This window comes from Streptococcus intermedius SK54 = ATCC 27335, assembly GCF_000413475.1.
In the GTDB taxonomy this organism is placed as follows: Bacteria; Bacillota; Bacilli; order Lactobacillales; family Streptococcaceae; genus Streptococcus; species Streptococcus intermedius.
Genome location: NZ_ATFK01000002.1, coordinates 1 through 19,194, shown reverse-complemented (window position 1 = coordinate 19,194; position 19,194 = coordinate 1). Strand labels below are relative to the sequence as shown.

At 40.6% G+C, this 19,194-nt stretch carries 16 protein-coding genes and 17 tRNA genes; all 33 read right to left on the bottom strand.

From position 1 onward, the window contains the following. Positions 1-15: 15 nt before the first annotated feature. On the bottom strand, positions 16-1,563 hold the full coding sequence (gene purH / locus HMPREF1654_RS02795; protein ID WP_003077457.1) for a bifunctional phosphoribosylaminoimidazolecarboxamide formyltransferase/IMP cyclohydrolase: 1,548 nt from the start codon (positions 1,561-1,563) through the stop codon (positions 16-18). Between the two features lie 19 nt (positions 1,564-1,582). Then, positions 1,583-2,176, bottom strand: a complete 594-nt coding sequence (locus tag HMPREF1654_RS02790) for a hypothetical protein (protein WP_003077587.1) — start codon at positions 2,174-2,176, stop codon at positions 1,583-1,585. After that, positions 2,169-2,732 carry a phosphoribosylglycinamide formyltransferase gene (purN, locus tag HMPREF1654_RS02785; RefSeq protein ID WP_003077467.1) on the bottom strand — a complete coding sequence of 188 codons (564 nt, stop codon included), beginning with the start codon at positions 2,730-2,732 and terminating at the stop codon, positions 2,169-2,171. The genes HMPREF1654_RS02790 and purN overlap by 8 nt, the downstream gene beginning before the upstream one ends. Then, positions 2,732-3,754 (bottom strand): phosphoribosylformylglycinamidine cyclo-ligase, encoded by a 1,023-nt coding sequence (gene purM / locus HMPREF1654_RS02780; RefSeq protein WP_003077841.1) that lies wholly within the window; start codon positions 3,752-3,754, stop codon positions 2,732-2,734. The genes purN and purM overlap by 1 nt, the downstream gene beginning before the upstream one ends. A 56-nt stretch (positions 3,755-3,810) precedes the next feature. Continuing rightward, a complete protein-coding gene (gene purF, locus HMPREF1654_RS02775; RefSeq protein ID WP_003077787.1) occupies positions 3,811-5,250 on the bottom strand; it encodes an amidophosphoribosyltransferase in 1,440 nt (479 codons plus the stop codon). A 25-nt stretch (positions 5,251-5,275) separates the two neighbouring features. Then, positions 5,276-5,896, bottom strand: coding sequence for a DNA alkylation repair protein (locus HMPREF1654_RS02770; RefSeq protein WP_003071279.1), 621 nt, complete (start codon positions 5,894-5,896; stop codon positions 5,276-5,278). Between the two features lie 21 nt (positions 5,897-5,917). Further along, positions 5,918-9,643 carry a phosphoribosylformylglycinamidine synthase gene (locus HMPREF1654_RS02765; protein WP_003077487.1) on the bottom strand — a complete coding sequence of 1,242 codons (3,726 nt, stop codon included), beginning with the start codon at positions 9,641-9,643 and terminating at the stop codon, positions 5,918-5,920. 9 nt (positions 9,644-9,652) lie between these two features. Continuing rightward, entirely contained in the window at positions 9,653-10,360 is a 708-nt protein-coding gene (purC, locus tag HMPREF1654_RS02760; protein ID WP_003077739.1) for a phosphoribosylaminoimidazolesuccinocarboxamide synthase, read from the bottom strand. Positions 10,361-10,504: 144 nt separating this feature from the next. Then, positions 10,505-10,750 carry an acyl carrier protein gene (locus tag HMPREF1654_RS02755; protein ID WP_003075134.1) on the bottom strand — a complete coding sequence of 82 codons (246 nt, stop codon included), beginning with the start codon at positions 10,748-10,750 and terminating at the stop codon, positions 10,505-10,507. Continuing rightward, positions 10,747-11,745 (bottom strand): phosphate acyltransferase PlsX, encoded by a 999-nt coding sequence (gene plsX, locus HMPREF1654_RS02750; RefSeq protein WP_003077605.1) that lies wholly within the window; start codon positions 11,743-11,745, stop codon positions 10,747-10,749. Before plsX ends, HMPREF1654_RS02755 begins: the two co-directional genes overlap by 4 nt. Beyond that, a complete protein-coding gene (gene recO, locus HMPREF1654_RS02745) occupies positions 11,742-12,515 on the bottom strand; it encodes a DNA repair protein RecO (RefSeq protein ID WP_003077503.1) in 774 nt (257 codons plus the stop codon). The genes plsX and recO overlap by 4 nt, the downstream gene beginning before the upstream one ends. After that, positions 12,493-13,680 (bottom strand): pyridoxal phosphate-dependent aminotransferase, encoded by a 1,188-nt coding sequence (locus HMPREF1654_RS02740; RefSeq protein WP_003077597.1) that lies wholly within the window; start codon positions 13,678-13,680, stop codon positions 12,493-12,495. Before HMPREF1654_RS02740 ends, recO begins: the two co-directional genes overlap by 23 nt. Positions 13,681-13,843: 163 nt before the next feature. After that, positions 13,844-14,812, bottom strand: coding sequence for a ribose-phosphate diphosphokinase (locus HMPREF1654_RS02735; RefSeq protein ID WP_003075138.1), 969 nt, complete (start codon positions 14,810-14,812; stop codon positions 13,844-13,846). Positions 14,813-14,945: 133 nt separating this feature from the next. Beyond that, a complete protein-coding gene (gene pcsB / locus HMPREF1654_RS02730; RefSeq protein WP_003077627.1) occupies positions 14,946-16,127 on the bottom strand; it encodes a peptidoglycan hydrolase PcsB in 1,182 nt (393 codons plus the stop codon). Positions 16,128-16,236: 109 nt separating this feature from the next. Then, positions 16,237-16,737 carry a rod shape-determining protein MreD gene (gene mreD, locus HMPREF1654_RS02725; RefSeq protein ID WP_003077700.1) on the bottom strand — a complete coding sequence of 167 codons (501 nt, stop codon included), beginning with the start codon at positions 16,735-16,737 and terminating at the stop codon, positions 16,237-16,239. A 1-nt stretch (position 16,738) separates the two neighbouring features. Then, the gene (mreC, locus tag HMPREF1654_RS02720; RefSeq protein WP_003077731.1) at positions 16,739-17,545 is read right to left on the bottom strand and encodes a rod shape-determining protein MreC; all 807 of its coding nucleotides are present in this window, start codon (positions 17,543-17,545) and stop codon (positions 16,739-16,741) included. An 81-nt stretch (positions 17,546-17,626) separates the two neighbouring features. After that, positions 17,627-17,714: transfer RNA gene (locus HMPREF1654_RS02715), tRNA-Ser, on the bottom strand. Between the two features lie 10 nt (positions 17,715-17,724). Then, positions 17,725-17,798 (bottom strand) — tRNA-Ile (locus HMPREF1654_RS02710). Positions 17,799-17,833: 35 nt separating this feature from the next. Then, a tRNA-Gly gene (locus tag HMPREF1654_RS02705) sits at positions 17,834-17,904 on the bottom strand. Between the two features lie 17 nt (positions 17,905-17,921). Beyond that, a tRNA-Phe gene (locus HMPREF1654_RS02700) sits at positions 17,922-17,994 on the bottom strand. A 6-nt stretch (positions 17,995-18,000) separates the two neighbouring features. Further along, positions 18,001-18,074, bottom strand: a tRNA-Met gene (locus tag HMPREF1654_RS02695). A gap of 12 nt (positions 18,075-18,086) precedes the next feature. Next, positions 18,087-18,176, bottom strand: a tRNA-Ser gene (locus HMPREF1654_RS02690). 14 nt (positions 18,177-18,190) lie between these two features. Next, positions 18,191-18,264 (bottom strand) — tRNA-Ile (locus HMPREF1654_RS02685). Between the two features lie 13 nt (positions 18,265-18,277). Beyond that, positions 18,278-18,351: transfer RNA gene (locus HMPREF1654_RS02680), tRNA-Met, on the bottom strand. Between the two features lie 6 nt (positions 18,352-18,357). Beyond that, positions 18,358-18,431 (bottom strand) — tRNA-Pro (locus HMPREF1654_RS02675). 38 nt (positions 18,432-18,469) lie between these two features. Continuing rightward, positions 18,470-18,543: transfer RNA gene (locus tag HMPREF1654_RS02670), tRNA-Arg, on the bottom strand. Between the two features lie 12 nt (positions 18,544-18,555). Then, positions 18,556-18,641 (bottom strand) — tRNA-Leu (locus HMPREF1654_RS02665). 7 nt (positions 18,642-18,648) lie between these two features. Then, positions 18,649-18,720 (bottom strand) — tRNA-Gly (locus tag HMPREF1654_RS02660). A gap of 20 nt (positions 18,721-18,740) precedes the next feature. After that, positions 18,741-18,813, bottom strand: a tRNA-Thr gene (locus tag HMPREF1654_RS02655). A 10-nt stretch (positions 18,814-18,823) separates the two neighbouring features. After that, positions 18,824-18,905 (bottom strand) — tRNA-Leu (locus HMPREF1654_RS02650). Between the two features lie 9 nt (positions 18,906-18,914). After that, positions 18,915-18,987, bottom strand: a tRNA-Lys gene (locus tag HMPREF1654_RS02645). 27 nt (positions 18,988-19,014) lie between these two features. After that, positions 19,015-19,087, bottom strand: a tRNA-Asp gene (locus tag HMPREF1654_RS02640). A 24-nt stretch (positions 19,088-19,111) separates the two neighbouring features. After that, a tRNA-Val gene (locus HMPREF1654_RS02635) sits at positions 19,112-19,184 on the bottom strand. Between the last annotated feature and the right edge of the window lie 10 nt (positions 19,185-19,194).

Below are 19,194 nucleotides of genomic sequence, written 5' to 3'. Positions count from 1 at the left end.
AGGTTTTTTCTATTCTCAATGTCTAAAATGTCTTACACCCGTAAAGACCATAGCAATGCCGTATTTATCAGCCATGTCGATAGACTCTTGGTCGCGGACGGAACCGCCGGGTTGGATGATAGCTTTGATCCCAGCAGCTGCGATTTCTTCAACGTTATCAGCAAATGGGAAGAAAGCGTCAGAAGCAAGAACAGCCCCGTCAAGGCGGTCTTTGGCTTGGTCAATGGCGATGCGAACAGAAGCGACACGATTGGTCTGACCTGGGCCGACACCAAGTGTCATGTGGTCATTGGTCACGATAATGCCATTAGACTTGACATACTTGATGGCTTTCCAAGCAAATTCAAGAGCAGTTTCTTCCGTTTTAGTTGGCTGGCGCTTGGTAACGACCTGCCAATCGGCTGGACTTTCCTTGACCACGTCTTGATTTTGCACAAGGAGGCCACCAACCACGCCAGTATACTCTTTTTCAGCCTCGCTAGCTTCTTGAGCGTCAAAGGGAAGTTGCAGAATACGCAGATTTTTCTTTTTGGTTGTGAGAATAGCTAGCGCTTCGTCTGTATAAGATGGCGCAATGATGATTTCTAGGAAGATAGCGTGCATCTTCTCAGCTGTCGCTGCATCAACCTCACGGTTTAGGACAACAATGCCGCCGAAGATCGAAACTGAATCAGCCTCATAAGCGTAATCCCAAGCTGTTTCAATGTCATCAGCCTGACCGATACCACATGGATTCATGTGCTTGAGCGCCACAACGGTTGGACGGTCTTTAAAGTCACGAATGACACAGATAGCCGCATCAGCATCGCGAATATTGTTGAAGGACAATTCCTTACCGTTGATCTGCTTAGCAGAGGCAATAGAATAAGCAGTTGGCAAAGCTTTTTGGTAGAAATCCGCATCCTGCTGTGGATTTTCACCGTAACGCATTGGCTGCTTGAGGTCATAAGTCAGCGTCAGTTTTTCAGGTTTTTCTTCACCCACTTGAGCAGTGAAATATTCAGCAATGAGGGCATCGTAAGCTGCGGTGTGACGGAAAACTTTTGCTGCCAGACGCTTACGAGTTTCATAAGTTGTTTCTCCGTTCGCTGACAATTCGTCAAGAACCTCAGCGTAGTCAGCAGGGTCAACCACAACCGTCACACTGACATGGTTTTTAGCTGCTGAGCGCAGCATAGATGGTCCACCAATATCAATATTTTCAACCGCATCAGCATAGGTCGCATCTGGTTTAAGAATAGTCTCCTTGAATGGGTAAAGGTTGACAACGACCAAATCAATTGGTGTGATTCCATGTTCCTTCATAGCATTAACATGACTATCAAGGTCGCGGCGCGCCAATAGACCGCCATGAATGTTTGGGTGAAGAGTCTTGACACGACCATCCATCATTTCAGGAAAGCCAGTCACGTCGTCAATAGCGATGGTGTCAATCCCTGCCTTGTCAAGGGCAACCTTAGTTCCGCCGGTTGAGACGATTTCCCAACCCAAGTTTTTCAATTCCTGAGCAAATTCAACAATGCCCGATTTGTCTGAGACGCTGATAAGTGCGCGTTTAGTCATGTTTTTTCCTTTCATTTTATCAAATTTTTGTTCCAGCTGGATCTACATACCAAAAATGCTCGCTATTTCTTTTACATTCTAAAACCGGTACTCTCTTGGTAATCTTTCTCTTTTTTAAGTTTCCATTTTCGTCATAAGAGTCAAGCCACTCATATGGCTTATTATAGTATTTCAATTTTCCACCACATTCTGGACAAGATTCTATATGTAACTTTTCAATATTCAATCTCTTATTTACACCACTAATAGCATAGTTGAATTTTAAAGGATGACGAGTTTGATTCTTAGTAATTTTTCGCAAAGAAAAAATGATACCTGAAAAAATAAATAAACCTAAAAAAATAAACAAATAAATTTGGTTCTCTTGAATATTAGGAATATTTCCATTAAAAGAATTTTTAGCCCAACTTATAATTGGTTCAAAAAATTTGTAAAGTGGCAACAAACTTCCTATTGAAGTTAAAAAGCCAATCCAACTCAATACTGCCATTGTAATAGGGCTTCTCCAAATCGGCTCAGGTTCATAAGTAGCAATTTTTTCTGGCTGATTTTGATTAATTATATTAACATCTCTACCAGCATTATTATTCCAATTATTAAAACTATTATTCATCATCTCTCCTATTCACTCCAAGTTCATCCAAAACCTCCGGATAGAGTTGGTATTCCTGTTCATGGATGCGTTCTTCAAAACTTTCAATCGTGTCATGAACTAGCCGTGGGACACGGACTTGTTTAATGACCTTGCCAGTATCCATACCTGAGTCCACCCAGTGAACGGTCACTCCGCTCTCAGTGACACCGGCATTCCAGGCATCTTCGATACCATGAGCACCTGGAAATTCTGGCAAATAGGCTGGATGGATATTGATAATGCGACCTTGATAGGCAGCCAGCAAGGTTGGGCCAACGATTTTCATGTAACCAGCTAGGCAAACAAGATCAATAGCATATTTTTCCAAGAGGTCAATGATAGCCTGCTCATAAGCAATTTTGTTGTCAAATTCCTTGAGTTCAAAGGCGTAACTTTTGATACCGAGATTTTTAGCACGCTCCAAGACATAGGCATCACGATGGTCAGAGAAAACAAATTCTACTGGGAATTGCTCGCCGATGATCTGAAAATTTGACCCATTACCAGAAGCGAAAACAGCAATTTTTTTGCTCATTATTTGATCACCACACTTGCATCAGCTTTTTTCACGATACGCCCAAGCTCATAAACAGGCTCATCAAGGACTTCCTTGACACGGTCAACCTTTTCAGGACTGACAGCCAGCATGAGCCCGATACCCATGTTGAAAATTTCAAACATTTCATCGTGCTTGATTTCACCGTACTTTTCAAGCGCCTTGAAGATTGGCAGAACTGGCACCTTGTCTTCTTTGATTTCGGCTGCCAAATCGTCCCCAAACATACGTGGGACATTTTCGATAAAGCCGCCACCTGTGATGTGGGCAATACCGTTGACTAATTCTTCCTTAATCAATGGCAGAGCTGCTTTGACATAGATACGAGTAGGTTCAAGTAAGACATCTTTGAGTTTTTTACCTTCCAATTCTGGCAGTTCTTCCTCACCAGTATAGTCTGCAAAGACACGGCGGACAAGCGAATAACCGTTTGAATGAATACCGCTGGAAGCCAGACCTAAAAGCACATCACCTTCTTTGACTTTTGAGCCGTCGATGATTTGTGATTTTTCAGCCACACCGACCGCAAAACCGGCCAAGTCGTAATCGTCTTCGCCATACATACCGGGCATTTCGGCTGTTTCGCCACCAATCAGACCAGCACCAGCTTGGATACATCCTTCAGCCACACCAGCAACTACCTGCTCCAGTTTAGCAGGTTCATTCTTACCCGTTGCAATGTAGTCTAGGAAATAAAGTGGTTCAGCCCCCGCTGCAATGATGTCATTAACACACATGGCTACACAGTCTTGGCCAATAGTGTCGTGCTTGTCATATTTAATCGCAAGTATGAGCTTAGTTCCGACACCGTCCGTTCCTGAAATCAAGACAGGCTCTTTGACGTCCAGCTGGGACAAATCAAACATCCCACCGAAGCCACCGAGAGCTCCCATAACCCCAAGACGCTCCGTACGCGCCACGTGTTTCTTAATCCGAGCAACAACCTCGTATCCCGCCTCAACATCAACACCAGATTGAGCGTAAGCATTTTTTTCTGTCATAATATTTTCCTTCTTTTTTCTTCGGAAATAGCAGAGCTGCTATTGAGTTCGGTCTATCAATAAAAACTAACCTTCTCATCCAAGCTTCTACGATAATCTTTCTCGTAATCGTAAATCGGTGTTGGGTACTCTCCATCAAAGTAAGCAACACAGAGACCGCCGTTTGGGGCATTTGTTTCAAGTCCGATAGAGTCAATCAAGCCGTCAATAGACAAGTAAGTTAGGCTATCTGCACCGATAATCTGGCGTGTTTCTTCAACAGAATGATTAGCCGCAATCAATTCACGCCGTGTTTGAATATCAATCCCATAGAAACATGGATATTTTAGAGGCGGGCTAGCAATTGCCACGTGAACCTCTGTAGCACCAGCTTCTTTCAAGAGCTGAACGATACGACGTGAGGTCGTTCCACGCACGATGGAGTCATCAATCATGACGACACGTTTGCCTTTAACCACTCCAGATACGGCAGAAAGTTTCATGCGAACCCCTTGCTCACGCAGTTCTTGCGTCGGCTGGATAAAGGTTCGTTGGGTGTATTGATTTTTGATGAGACCCATTTCATTTGGCAGTCCTGATTCTTCGGCGAAGCCCATAGCTGCGCTGAGTGAGGAATTAGGTACACCGACCACAATGTCTGCCTCATGTTTGAACTCACGCGCCAACTGTGCTCCCATACGTTTACGAGCAGTGTGGACATTGACCCCGTGAATATTTGAGTCAGGACGGGCAAAGTAGATGTATTCCATTGAACAAATAGCCAACTGCGTATCTGTCGTGTAAGTGTCGTACTGGATACCACTATTATCAATGATAACCACTTCACCCGGCTTGACATCACGAATCCACTCGGCACCCACCACTTCAAAGGCACAGGTTTCGCTGGAAACAACGATGGCACCATTTGCCATTCTACCAATAGAAAGCGGACGAAAACCGTTTGGATCAAGAGCTGCAATCAGCTTATCTTCCATCATCAGAAGATAGGCAAAACCACCTTTGACCGTATTGAGCGCTTCCTTAACCTTGCCCATAAAGCTTGGATTATGGCTGCAGCGAATAAGATGAGCCAGAATTTCCGTATCAGATGAAGAAGAGAAAATAGCGCCGTTATGTTCTAATTCTTTCTTCAGGGTTTTCGTATTGGTCAGATTACCGTTATGTGCCAGACCAAATTCCATATCGTAAAACTTAAAATGGAAAGGCTGGATATTATCAATAGAGGCTTCTCCAGCCGTTGCATAACGGACATGCCCAATAGCAGCCTGACCTGTTAATTTTTCCAAATTAGCTGGATTTTTGAAAACTTCTGAAATTAATCCTGTATCACGATGTCGTATCAATTTGCCAGCATCATTTGTCAGAATGCCAGCACCTTCTTGACCACGGTGTTGCAGACTATGCAGTCCAAAATAAGTGACTTGAGCTGCTTGAGGATGTCCCCAGATACCGAAGACCCCACATTCTTCGTTGAGAGATTTTACTTCGTATGTCATTTTATATACCTTTTGTACTTAAATTCTAGGCATCAATAAATTTACTTGCCAATTTATAAACTTGGTTAATTTCTTTACTTTCTAATTTCCAATTTTTCAACTCAATTTTAACTAAATCTGGAAATTTTTTACTAATGTCTCTTAAAGCATTCCCTACTGATTTTCTAACATATTCGCTTACATCCTCTTTTAAGTCAGCTATTCTTCTGATAGCTTCATTTGGGTTCTCTTTAAAGTATGGTCTATTTGTCCATATTCTTAACCCTTCTGTAACAGCTCTCCTCGTATGGAGATTGCTACTTTTTAACCATTCATCAATAATTGGAAGTGCTTTTTTATATCCTGTTTTCTTACAAAATTCATCAAATGCCTTTGCCAACACTTCTTGAACTCTCCAGTTACTATCTTTAGAAACTTCATCTCTCATAAATATTAAAATTTCTTTATCTTTTGATAAGTATCCGAAAAGGAATACAGCGTACATTCTTACTTGGTAAACATCAGATTGATAAGCTAAAAATGCTAATTTCTTGATATACTCACCATCATTGGATTTATAATCAGTTAAGGCTCTTTGTTCTTCCTCTTTAAATCCGTGTTCTATGAGTGAAAAATCTTTTTCCAGCCTTGCAACATACTGTTTCATAATATCCCTTCTACAAATAGGCTATTTCCCAGTAAAGTATTTCACTGCACTTTCAAATAGGCCTTGGTCTTTGCTACCTGGGATGTTTTGAAAGAGCCCATTTTCATAGCGTTCCGAGTGTCCCATCCTACCAATGATTTGACCGTTCTTGCTCGTAATCCCTTCGATAGCGTTGAGCGAACCGTTTGGATTGTATTTAGAATCCATAGAAGGCTTACCATCAAAGTCCACGTATTGGCTCCAGATTTGACCATTGTCACGCAACTCCGCAAATTCTTCAGCTGTCACGACAAATTTCCCTTCACCATGAGAGACTGGAATTACATGGATATCACCGATCTTAACACCTGCCAACCATGGAGAGTTGGTATTAGTGATACGGGTTTCCACCATCTTAGCCACGTGCTGGTTGGCATCATTGTAGAAGAGAGTTGGGCTTGTCTCACCAACTTCTTCAAAGTCACCATAAGGCAGAAGCCCAGATTTGACAAGAGCTTGAAACCCATTACAGATACCAATGATGAGACCACCCCTTTCAATGAAGCTGTCAATAGCAGAGTGAACTTTTTCATTAAGTAAGATATTGACGATAAACTTAGCCGAACCATCTGGCTCATCTGCTGCTGAGAAACCACCGACAAAGAAGATAATATTGGCTTTAGCAATGTTGTCAACCATGGTGTCAACAGAAGCCTCAATTGCTGCTTCATTAAGAGTCACGAATGGCAGCAAGTTGACTTTGGCACCAGCTTGTTCAAAGGCCTTAGCTGAATCATACTCTGAATTGGAACCAGGGAAAACTGGGATATAAACCAGAGGCTGTGCAATTCTTTCTTTAGCTTTTATAACAGCATCAGATACCACAACAGGTACTTCTTCAAGAACTGTTGACTGTTTAAACTCGGTTGGATAAACATCTTCCAACTTACCTTCAAAGGCTGCAAGTAATTTCGCAGCGGACAAGTTGACACCATTAACAGTTATTGTAAATTCTGCAACAGTTTGACCAATTTTCATTGCGTCAGCAATGACTTCATCAGATGTAAAAACAAAACCACCAAGCTGAGCTGTCAAGCTGCTGTCAAGCTCAGCTATTTCTACAGTTGCACCAATACGGTTACCAAAGCTCATAAGTGCTAAACTTTCAAGAACACCACCGTATTTAATAGCTGAAGCTGCTGTTACTTTATGCTTAGCTTGAATGGCTTCAAATTGTGCAAAGTTATCTTTGATTAAGTCAAAATCAATATCTTCTGAAATAGCCTGTCCTGGGATGTAGTAAATGTTCTCACCAACAGTCTTGAATTCTGGTGAAAGAACCTGACGACTATCTACTGTTGTCACACCAAAGGCAACCAAGGTTGGCGGTACCGTCAATTCTTCAAAGGTACCAGACATGGAGTCCTTACCACCGATTGATGGCAAACCAAGTTGGATTTGTGCCTCGATCGAACCAAGCAGGGCAGCTACTGGCTGACCAAAGCGATCCGCTTGTTTATCCATGCGTTCAAAGTATTCTTGGTAAGAGAAACGCGCACGAGACCAATCAGCACCTGTTGCTACCAAGCGAGCTGTTGCTTCAATAACAGCGTAAGCTGCACCATGATAAGGTGACCACTCCGCAATATAAGGATTGAATCCCTGTGCCATGACAGAAGCCGTTGTTGTTACACCATTTTGTACTGGCAATTTTTGCACAGAGCTTTCAGTAGGCGTAATTTGATAACGACCGCCGATTGGATGATTAACTGTTGAACGTCCAACCGAGCTGTCAAAGATGGTTTGCAACCCTTTTTGACTAGCGTGGTTAAGATCAGACAGAACTTTCACTGTGTCTGCTTCAAATGTTGCTGCTGATGTTGTACGCACCTCAGGAAGGGCAACATCCTTATCCACAACGTTTGCATCAACAACCACACGCACACCGTTAGTATCAAGGAAAGCACGTTCCAAGTCAACGATGGTTTCACCATTCCAAGTCATGACAAGGTTTGGTTTTTCAGTAACAGTCGCGACAACAACTGCATCAATGTTCTCTTTATGACATGCTGCAATAAAGGCATCCACATCACTTGGACGAACAACAACAGCCATGCGTTCTTGTGACTCAGAAATGGCAATTTCGGTACCGTTAAGACCTTGGTATTTTAGTGGCACTTTGTCCAAGTCAATTTCAAGACCATCTGCCAATTCACCAATAGCCACACAGACGCCGCCAGCACCAAAGTCATTTGATTTCTTGATGAGACGAGTGACATTGCCATTGCGGAAAAGACGTTGAATCTTACGTTCTTCAATAGCATTCCCTTTTTGCACTTCGGCACCTGCTGTCTCAACCGATTCAACCGTTTGAACCTTAGATGAGCCTGTAGCACCACCGACACCGTCACGTCCTGTTTTTCCACCAAGAAGGACGACCACATCACCAGCTTCTGGTTTTTCACGCACGACATTTTCTTTTGGTGCTGCACCGACAACAGCGCCTAGCTCCATACGCTTAGCAACGAAGCCTGGATGGAAGTACTCTTTGACATAGGTAGTCGCAAGTCCTATTTGGTTCCCGTATGACGAATAGCCGTGCGCCGCCGTTTTAGAGATGACTTGTTGTGGCAATTTACCAGAGCGTGTTTCTGCTATTGATGCGGTAATATCACCTGCACCTGATATACGCATAGCTTGGTAAACATAAGAACGACCTGACAATGGGTCACGAATAGCACCACCAATACAAGTTGCAGCTCCACCGAAAGGCTCAATTTCCGTTGGGTGATTGTGGGTTTCATTTTTGAACATGAGCAGCCAAGGTTCTTTGATGCCATCTACATCTACCTCAATTTCAACCGAGCAGGCATTGATTTCGTCCGACACTTCCATGTCGTTCAAACGACCGTTAGCACGCTCATAACGACCAAAGATTGTCGCCATATCCATAAGCGTCTGTGGCTTTTCAGAACGTCCCAATTCGTCACGCAGGGCAATATATTTATCGTAAGTTGCCTGCAATTGTTTTTGGAACTTAGAAGCTGAAAAGTTAATATTTTTCAATTCTGTTTCAAAAGTCGTGTGACGGCAATGGTCAGACCAGTAGGTATCCAAAACTTTCAATTCCGTTTCTGTTGGCACACGCCCAATTGATTTAAAATAATCTTGAATAAAAACAAGATCATCCACTTCCATAGCCAAACCTTGTTCCGCCTTGTAAGCCGCAAAATCTTCGGCTATATAAGTCTTGAAGAAATCCAAATTTGGAATTGTTTTGTCAGAATTTGAAAATTCCTGTGGACGAATAGGCAAGGTGATATCTTTGAAACGCGAATCAACTGGATTTAAAAGATAATGCTTCACCGCTTCCAACTCATATGCATCAATATCCTTATTAACCAGATAAAGCTGGGCAGTATTAACCGTTACGTTGCTGTCACTACCAAGTAAGAGCAAAGCCTCTTGTGAACTTGCTGCCCGCTGGTCAAACTGACCCGGCAAAGCTTCAATAGCAAAAAAAGCATGGCTGTTAAGATCCGCCTGCACAGTTGCTTCATCTAAAATTGTATCTGTCACCTGCTCAGAAAAGACATGCTTTTGCGCACGCGCAAACAGGCTTTCTTCTAAATTAAAGATATCATAAACCTGCACAATACGTAAAATTTTTAAGGAGGTTAACTGCAAATTATGTGTTAGTTCTTTGACTAGTGACTCCGATTTAATGCTAAAGTTAGCTTTTTTCTCAACAAAAATACGTCTATCCATGTTCAATCCTTACTTAAGTTCTTGCAATTTTTCCCATACCACTTCGTAAACATCCGTTAATTCTCCTAACCCTCTTCGGAAGACATCTTTGTCCATGTGATGCCCTTGCGCATCCCAAAGACGACAGTTATCTGGTGAAAACTCATCTGCTAGGATAATTTTACCATCTTTATCAAAACCGAATTCCAATTTAAAATCAATTAATTTAAGTCCGATTTGATGGAACCAATCTGACAAGAGTTTGTTTATCCGACGTGTTTCAGCTTTAATATAGGCAATATCTTCATCGTTAACAAGCTTTAAAAATTTCACATGTTCATCATTAATAAAAGGATCATCCAAATCATCATTTTTATAGTAAAATTCAACAATTGGCTTCTCCAACTGAATACCTTCCTTAACGCCAAAACGTTGGGAAAAAGAGCCGGCTGTCACATTACGCAAAACAACTTCAAGCGGGATAATCTTAACTTTTTTATTCAATTGTTCTGTTTTTGAAATCTTTTTAATAAAATGCGTTGCAACCCCAGCCGCATTTAATTTTTCAAAAATTAAAGACGAAATCTGATTATTAAGCTGCCCCTTACCTGCGATTTGTTCTTTTTTCACTCCGTTAAGAGCTGTCGCTTGGTCTTTATATTGTGCAATAATCACATTTTCGTCTTCTGTCGAAAATAAATTTTTCGCTTTTCCCGAATATAATAAAATATTATCCACTTTAATATTCGCCTTTCGTATTTTTCTAGCTTAATTCTATCATAATAAAAATATATTTTCAAGAAAATGTCGTACAATAACAAAAAACAACTGTTTTCCAGTTGTTTTTTAAATTTATCTCTCATATAGATAAGCTATTCACTCTTATGATTTATTCAAGCCTTTCTGCACGCAAGCAACAACGTCTCTCACATTATTCAGCTCGTCTATTTCTTCATCTGAAATTTCAACACCAAATTCATCCTCCACAGTTAGTATAAATTCCATCAAATCAACAGAATCCGCTTTTAAATCATCTTTCAAACTAAGTGTTTGAGAAACTTGAAATTCTTTACCACGACTTTCTTGAATAATTTCTACAATTCTCTCGTAAATCTTTTGTTCTGTCATTTTGCCTCTCCTGAAAATTCTTTTACTGCCTTTCCAATAACATCTGTTTCCAACATAATCCGAATCTGACGAATCGTGCTGTAAACGGCTTTTGCATCACTCGCCCCATGTGTTTTAACAACAGGTGCCTGCACTCCAAATAAAACTGCACCACCTACATCAGAATAATTTAAACTACCCTTCAACGATTTTAGGCTATCTTTCAACAATGCTGCGCCTAGTTTTGCTTTCCAGCCTCCATTTACAATCGATTTTTTAAGCTGGCTCATAATTCCCATAGCTGTACCCTCCATGGCTTTCAACACGGCATTACCTGTAAAACCATCTGCTACAACCACATCTGCTACATGATCCATTAAATCACGCGCTTCCACATTTCCAATAAAATTCAATGAGTCATCTGACACTAACAAATCATACACTTCCTTACGAAGCGGATCACCCTTGCTCGCCTCTGTTCCATTGTTTAAAAGCCCTACCCGCGGCTTCTTAATTCCACGTACATTTTCAGCATAAAACGATCCTAAAATAGCGTACTGGTGCAAATGATGGGCTGTGTTTTCTGCATTCGCTCCCAAATCCAACATATCAAATCCTTTTCCATCTGTCGTTGGTAATGTGGACATCAAACCCGGACGGTCAATATTCTTGATACGACCGACGATGAAGAATCCAGCAGCCAAAAGCGCTCCAGTATTCCCCGCAGAAAGAATGGCATCAGCTTCTCCAGTATTTACCGCTTTGGCCGCTAACACCATACTGGCATTTTTCTTCTTACGAATAGCTTTAGTCGGCTCATCATCTGAATTGATTTTTTCATCTGTATGAACAATACGAACCCGCTCAGTTGCCGTTAGATACTGCTTGATTTTTGCTTCATCTCCATAAAGGATAACTTCAACATCCGAAAAATCATTCAGGGCTTGATTAACCCCCTCTACAATAGATTGTGGGGCATAATCACCACCCATGGCATCAATTGCTATTTTTTTCATTTCAACTCCTTGTTCTTTAAGATTTCTCCCCAGTCTTCCAGAGAATCAATAAATTTTTTGGATTTTAGATGAATCCCAACATATTCTTCATAAATTTGATCAATTACTTTTCGCAATTGATATTTTAATTCAGAATTTAACGAAATTGTTTTCAGGTCACTAAATTGAACTGCTTGAAATTGGTCTAATAAATAAAGAATATTGGGTTCCAAATGACTCCGTCGCTCATCTTTGCTATAATGTTCTGGACATAAAACGCCATTATAGGTAAAAGAAAAATCAAACGGTAGCCCTATTCGGTGGCAAAAACAACACTCATGAAAATTCAAAGAAACGCCAAAACGCGACAAAATTTGAATTTCAAAAATATTGGTCAGCACTTCGTAATCCAAACCTTGCTCCATCAATTCTAATGTTTTTTGCAAAAAAACAAAGAGAGCAGAATCTAGTTCATTATCCTGAATACTGGCATCCGCCAGAGCTACCACATAAGTCGCATAAGCCATTGTAAAAAGATCATGATTGATATGCTGAAAAGTTCTAATTTCTTGATAATCATCAATATAGCTCAAACCGTCATCATTTACCTTCATCAAAAAATTAGCGACTACCAGAGGTTGAATAACTGGACTTAACTTAGAATTTCTAACGTGTTTCACGAAAAACATCCTCTTGCCAGCTTGTTCTGTGAAAATTTTAACTAGCTTATCATCTTCACGAAAATTACGGTTATAGAGAACCAAACCTTTACTTGTGATGGATTTCAGCATACTCCTCCATATATTCCTTAAGCCGCTTCATTGCTTCCTTTATCGTGTCCATGCTAGCCGCATAAGAAAGCCGTACATAACCTTCTCCATACCGCCCAAAAGCAGCCCCAGGAATAAACGCAACTGCTTTTTTATATGCAAAATCCTTTAAAAAAGCAAAAGAATCTTGATTGTAGCCAGCTGGAATTTTTGCAAAAATGTAAAATGCACCATTAGGTCTAATAATCTTAAAACCAAGCTCTGTCATTTTTTCCAGAATATAATCACGTCGCTCAATATATTCCCTTTTCATTGGCTCTGCATCATCTTTACCTGCTCTCAATGCCTCTACCCCTGCAAATTGAGCCATCGTATTTGCAGCTGTCACCAAATATTGATGACTCTTAATCAATTGTGCCGTAAAAATAGCTGGAGCAAAGATGAAACCCAGACGCCAGCCTGTCATCGCATGTGACTTAGATAAACCGTTGATCACAATAGTCTGATTAGGTAAAAATTCTGCAATAGATACATGAGGCTGTTTGGTATACGTCAACTCAGAATACACTTCATCACAAACAACAAAAATATCATACTTTTTCAATACATCAGCTAGAGCTGCTATTTGTTCTCGTGAATAAGCGACTCCTGTTGGATTAGCTGGATAATTCAAAATCACTGCTTTAAGCTTATTTCCCTGCTCCAAAATTGCTTTTTCCAACATTTCAGGTGTTAAAACAAAATCATTTTCTGTCGTATCAATCTCAACAACTTCTGCCCCAATAAGATTGACAATCGGCTCATATCCTGGATAAGCAGGTGCGGGCAAAAGCACCTTATCTCCTTCTTCTAAGATAGCTGTCAACGTAGCAGACAAAGCTTCAGTTGCCCCAATTGTCACTAAAATTTCTGTTTCAGGATCATAAGAAAGCTTATATTTCTCATTCACAAATTGACTAGCTGCCTGACGCAATGCTAGCAACCCACTCATGCCTGTATAATGGCTCTCATTTGCATCAATTGCAGCTTTCGCAGCTTCTTTTACATGATCTGGAGTTGTAAAATCAGGTTCTCCTAATGTCAAACGAAGAATTCCAGGAATGCTCGAAATAGATTGATCAAATTGTCGAATCAAAGAAACTTCAATTTTTGCTAAACTCTTGTTAAAACGTTTCGTTAAATCCACATCTTACCTCCAAAATCTAATAGAACTATTATACTATAAAAACTAAGTCATGGCAAAAATATCATAATATTGAGAAAATTCATCACTTATCAATTGATTGAAGCAAAAGAATCACTCCAACTATCAGAGTGATCCCTACCTAGATTTCTTTCTCTTACATTAATTAAAGAGCCGTCAAAGTTTCAAATAAGGGCGAAAGAGGACGTTTTTCATGGATACGTACAATAGCCTCCGCCAATAAATGAGCAATCGAAATTTGCTCTATTTTATCAATTAAACGTTCTTCCGGCAGATAAATTGTATCTAACACGACCAATTTTTTAATAGCCGATTTTTGAATATTCTGCATAGCAGGCCCCGAAAGTACTGGGTGAGTACAACTCGCATAAACCTCTACGGCACCTGCTTCAGCAAGCGCATCAGCAGCATGACAAATTGTTCCTGCTGTATCAATCATGTCGTCAATTAAAATACACGTTTTTCCTTCTACTTTACCGATGATATTCATCACTTCACTCGTATTCATCTTATCTACACTACGACGCTTATCAATAATAGCAATCGGTGTTTTCAAAAATTCAGCTAATTTACGAGCGCGCGTCACCCCACCATGGTCAGGACTAACAACCACATAATCGCTGCCTGTCATCCCACGGCGTTCAAAATAATCTGCAATGAGAGGAGCACCCATGAGATGGTCTACTGGAATATCAAAAAATCCTTGAATTTGTGCTGCATGTAAATCAATTGTCAACAAACGATCCACACCAGCTACCTGCAACATATTTGCAACTAATTTTGAAGTGATAGGTTCACGTGCGCGTGCTTTTCTGTCTTGACGAGCATAACCGTAATAAGGCATGACCACATTAATTGACTCAGCACTTGCACGCTTTAAAGCATCCACCATGATTAAAATTTCCATTAAATTATCATTAACAGGTGAGCTCGTTGACTGTAAGATAAAAACATGTTTTCCACGGATAGATTCTTCAATATTAACTTGAATTTCTCCATCAGAAAATTGACGTACAGTTGACTTCCCAAGATCCATGCCAATCTCTTGAGCAACACGTTTTGCCAATTCCTGATTGGACGAAAGAGCAAAGAGCTTTAAATCAGAAAACGACATGATGTCCTCCAGTATATATTCGTTTCTTTGTAAACCAGTTACAACATTTCTCCAATTAACATTGTAACCCTTTTTAGTTAATTTTTCAATCAAAAATAAAAAACGCTAACCGCGCTTTTTATTTCTTTATTCATTAATTTGGATAGATATAAGTAAATGAACCTTGTCCTGCAGCAGCTGGATTGAACCAACCACGATAGTTTCCAATAGCTTGATGCCCTGCATAGTTTGCTTCAGATACTTGAATACGTGTAGGAGATTCTACAGCTGTTACCACAGCAACGTGTCCATAACCACCATCATTCCATGAAATGATAGCACCAACTTGAGGTGTTGAACCTGTACGGAAACCAGCTGCTGCCGCACTTGCTGCCCATTGAGCACCATTACCCCAATAATCACCAGCCCACGGAGCTAATGTTTTTGCACCCCAAGTACACTGACCAACTGGATAAGTTGAAGCAGATGAATTATAAGTTGGGCGCGAAGTAGAATGAGACACTGTAGGAGCTGAAGAATGATTTAAAGCTTGAACTTGTGCTGTAAATGTTGTATTACCTGACGAAGCTATTGCCTGAGCTTGTGCTGCTTGTTGTGCTTTATAAGATGCTTCTTGTGCTGCTGCCTCTTCTGCTGCTTTTTGTGCTGCTGCCTTTTGAGCTAATAGTGAGTTCTTTTCTCCTTCAGCCGTAGCTTTTTCTGCAGCAAGACTTAACTGAGCCGCTTTTAGTTCAGCTTGCTTAGTAGATAAAGTTTTTGCATCATTTGCCAGTGTTTGTTGATTTGCAATAACAGTATTGATTGCTTCATTATTAGCTACTTGTTTTTCAGAAATAGCTTTTTTATCTTGTTTTTGTTGTTCCAACATTTTATTGTTTGCTGAAACAATTTCATTCATCGCAGAAACACGTGAAATGGCTTCTGTGATAGATTTTGAATTTACAATTGTATTAATATAGCTTGTAGCTGTGCCACTTGTTTGAGCACTACGTGCTTGATTAGCCAATGATTTATTACGCGCTACAATATTTTTAGACAAAGTTTCAATTTCAGCTGATAATTTTGCTGATTCAGCTTGAAGTTTTTCATTTTCAGATTTCAACTTTTCTTGTTGAGATTGAATAGATGAAACTTGGCTTTGAATTTGATCTACTTGAGCTTGAGCTGATTTTTGTTGATCAGTCAAACTGTTAATTTTACTATCTTGTGTAGCAATTTTGTCATCAGTAGAATCTGCATGTACATTTACAAGAGATGCCCCCTGTGTAAGAACCATTGTACTTAATAAGATTGATGTAAGTAATTTTTTCTTCATAAACAATTTTACTCCTATTCAATAAGACATTTATAAGTATAACAAAAAAAGGCGCTGAGTATGTTACGCCTTTATTACATTTCTATTTCCAATTTATCATAAATTTTTATCATAAATATATCTTTTCTAAAATTAGTTGAATCACTAAAAAGAATAGTAAATTTAACACCATCGTTGGTGCAATTGTATAAACAACAAAATCTGCAAAAGACATTCGAGCCAAATGAGTCACAATTGCCAAAGTAAACGTAGCCGCCTCAAAGAAAAATACCAAAATAGCGACTGAGAAAAAACGACTAACTCGATTAGACATCAAAACAGAATTATATTTGCTAACAACAATTCCCATCAATGGCAACAATAATATCGAAAGGCCGATAATATGAAAATAATAGATATCATACAATAGGCCAATTAACAATAAAATAATAAAATTGGTATTGTCTGAAAGATTTATAGAAATGTATAATACAAAAATAAGTAAAAGATGACTTAGTAAGTGAATATCAGTTGAAAAAAGAGTAGTTAAAAGATTTGAAAGGTGACCATCTACTAACATAACAACAAATAAAACCCCAAAAGGTAAAATGTAGTCCTTAAAAAATTTCATATTAACTTCCTACCAATGTCACCACACGAATATCTGTTAAATCTGCACTCGGTTTTACAAATACTTCTTTTGTCAAATGGTCAGATTTTTCAGTAACAGAAAGGACTGTCCCAACTGGAATGTTGGGAATGTTGTACGTTCCTAAGCCACTAGTCACAACTTTCACACCTTCTTTAATTGTGTCTGAGCTATTTAACTGGCTGATAATGAATGCAGTTTTTTCTTTACTGTAGCCAATAATTACCCCATAAATAGTGCCTGTATCTGTTTGAATTCTTACTGAAATATTATCAATATTTTTATTATTTGTTAATAGATTTACTCGACTAGAATGAGAAGCAACATCTTTCACACTACCTATCAAACCACCATTTGCCACTGCTAGCATTGTATTTTGAACTCCGTTTTGGTGCCCAGCATTGACAGTTAATTCAGCCAACCAAGAAACAGGTATACGTGAGACAACATCAGCTGAAACTTTCTTTTTGGACTCATAGAGATTCTTCATTTCTAATAGTTGCCTTAATTGACTATTTTCATCTTTTAATGAATCTGAAGCAGCCAATTGTTCTTCCATTTTGAATAAAGCTTTTTTTAATTGCTTATTTTCCTTATAGGTCCTTGTTAAATTAGTTAAATCTGATTTAACATCTACTAAAAAATTAAATGGTTTTGAAACAATATTATCCAAAACAGACACAACATTAGAAGCTTCATTCACTACACCTAAAGAACGAGTTGAGACCAGAAGTACCGAAGTTACTATTATCAAAATAGTAGCCATAACAACAAATTTGGATTTTTTCATACGATTCACTTTACTCCATAATGGCAGACAAAATCAATAGACAAGAGAAAAGGAGATAGCTATCGCTACACTCCTTAAATACGGAGAATGGGGGATTCGAACCCCCGCGCCAGTTACCCGACCTAACGATTTAGCAAACCGTCCTCTTCAGCCTCTTGAGTAATTCTCCAAAAATATGATGGGCACGAGTGGACTCGAACCACCGACCTCACGCTTATCAGGCGTGCGCTCTAACCACCTGAGCTACGCGCCCAAGTTCAAAAACTTGGTATGAACACCTCTGTTCAAAGCGGGTGACGAGAATCGAACTCGCGACAACAGCTTGGAAGGCTGTAGTTTTACCACTAAACTACACCCGCTTAATCAATCAAACAAATGGCGCGAGACGGAATCGAACCGCCGACACATGGAGCTTCAATCCATTGCTCTACCAACTGAGCTACCGAGCCAACCTATTGCGGGAGCAGGATTTGAACCTACGACCTTCGGGTTATGAGCCCGACGAGCTACCTAGCTGCTCCATCCCGCGCTATTCCTACTAAGGAGGATGTGGGATTCGAACCCACGCACGCTTTTACACGCCTGACGGTTTTCAAGACCGTTCCCTTCAGCCGGACTTGGGTAATCCTCCACAATACAACAAAATGGACCTTGTAGGACTTGAACCTACGACCACTCGGTTATGAGCCGAGAGCTCTAACCAGCTGAGCTAAAGGTCCAACAAGATCAATATAGCGGCGAAGGGGATCGAACCCCCGACCTCCCGGGTATGAACCGGACGCTCTAGCCAGCTGAGCTACACCGCCATAGGATCGGGAAGACAGGATTCGAACCTGCGACACCTTGGTCCCAAACCAAGTACTCTACCAAGCTGAGCTACTTCCCGTATAGGTAGAAAAACGAAGCCCTATGACTTCTTCCCTATGCACCCTAGAGGAGTCGAACCTCTAACCGCCTGATTCGTAGTCAGGTACTCTATCCAGTTGAGCTAAGGGTGCTCTCTATTCCTATGCCGAGGACCGGAATCGAACCGGTACGATTGTTTCCAATCGCAGGATTTTAAGTCCTGTGCGTCTGCCAGTTCCGCCACCCCGGCTTCCTCAAGCGAACGACGGGGTTCGAACCCGCGACCCCCACCTTGGCAAGGTGATGTTCTACCACTGAACTACGTTCGCATTCACTTCTTTCCTTCTAATGCCGGCTACATGACTTGAACACGCGACCCTCTGATTACAAATCAGATGCTCTACCAACTGAGCTAAGCCGGCTTATCTTCTATGCGGGTGAAGGGACTTGAACCCCCACGCCGTTAAGCGCCAGATCCTAAATCTGGTGCGTCTGCCAATTCCGCCACACCCGCTTGTGACTATGACCCGTACTGGGCTCGAACCAGTGACCCTTTGATTAAAAGTCAAATGCTCTACCAACTGAGCTAACGAGTCGCTCTAATGTATTTCTATACACTAAAACGGTCCCGACGGGAATCGAACCCGCGATCTTCGCCGTGACAGGGCGACGTGATAACCGCTACACTACGGGACCTATTAAGCTTTTCCGCTTAAGAAATGGGAGTTAACGGGATCGAACCGCTGACCCTCTGCTTGTAAGGCAGATGCTCTCCCAGCTGAGCTAAACTCCCAATGTGAGAT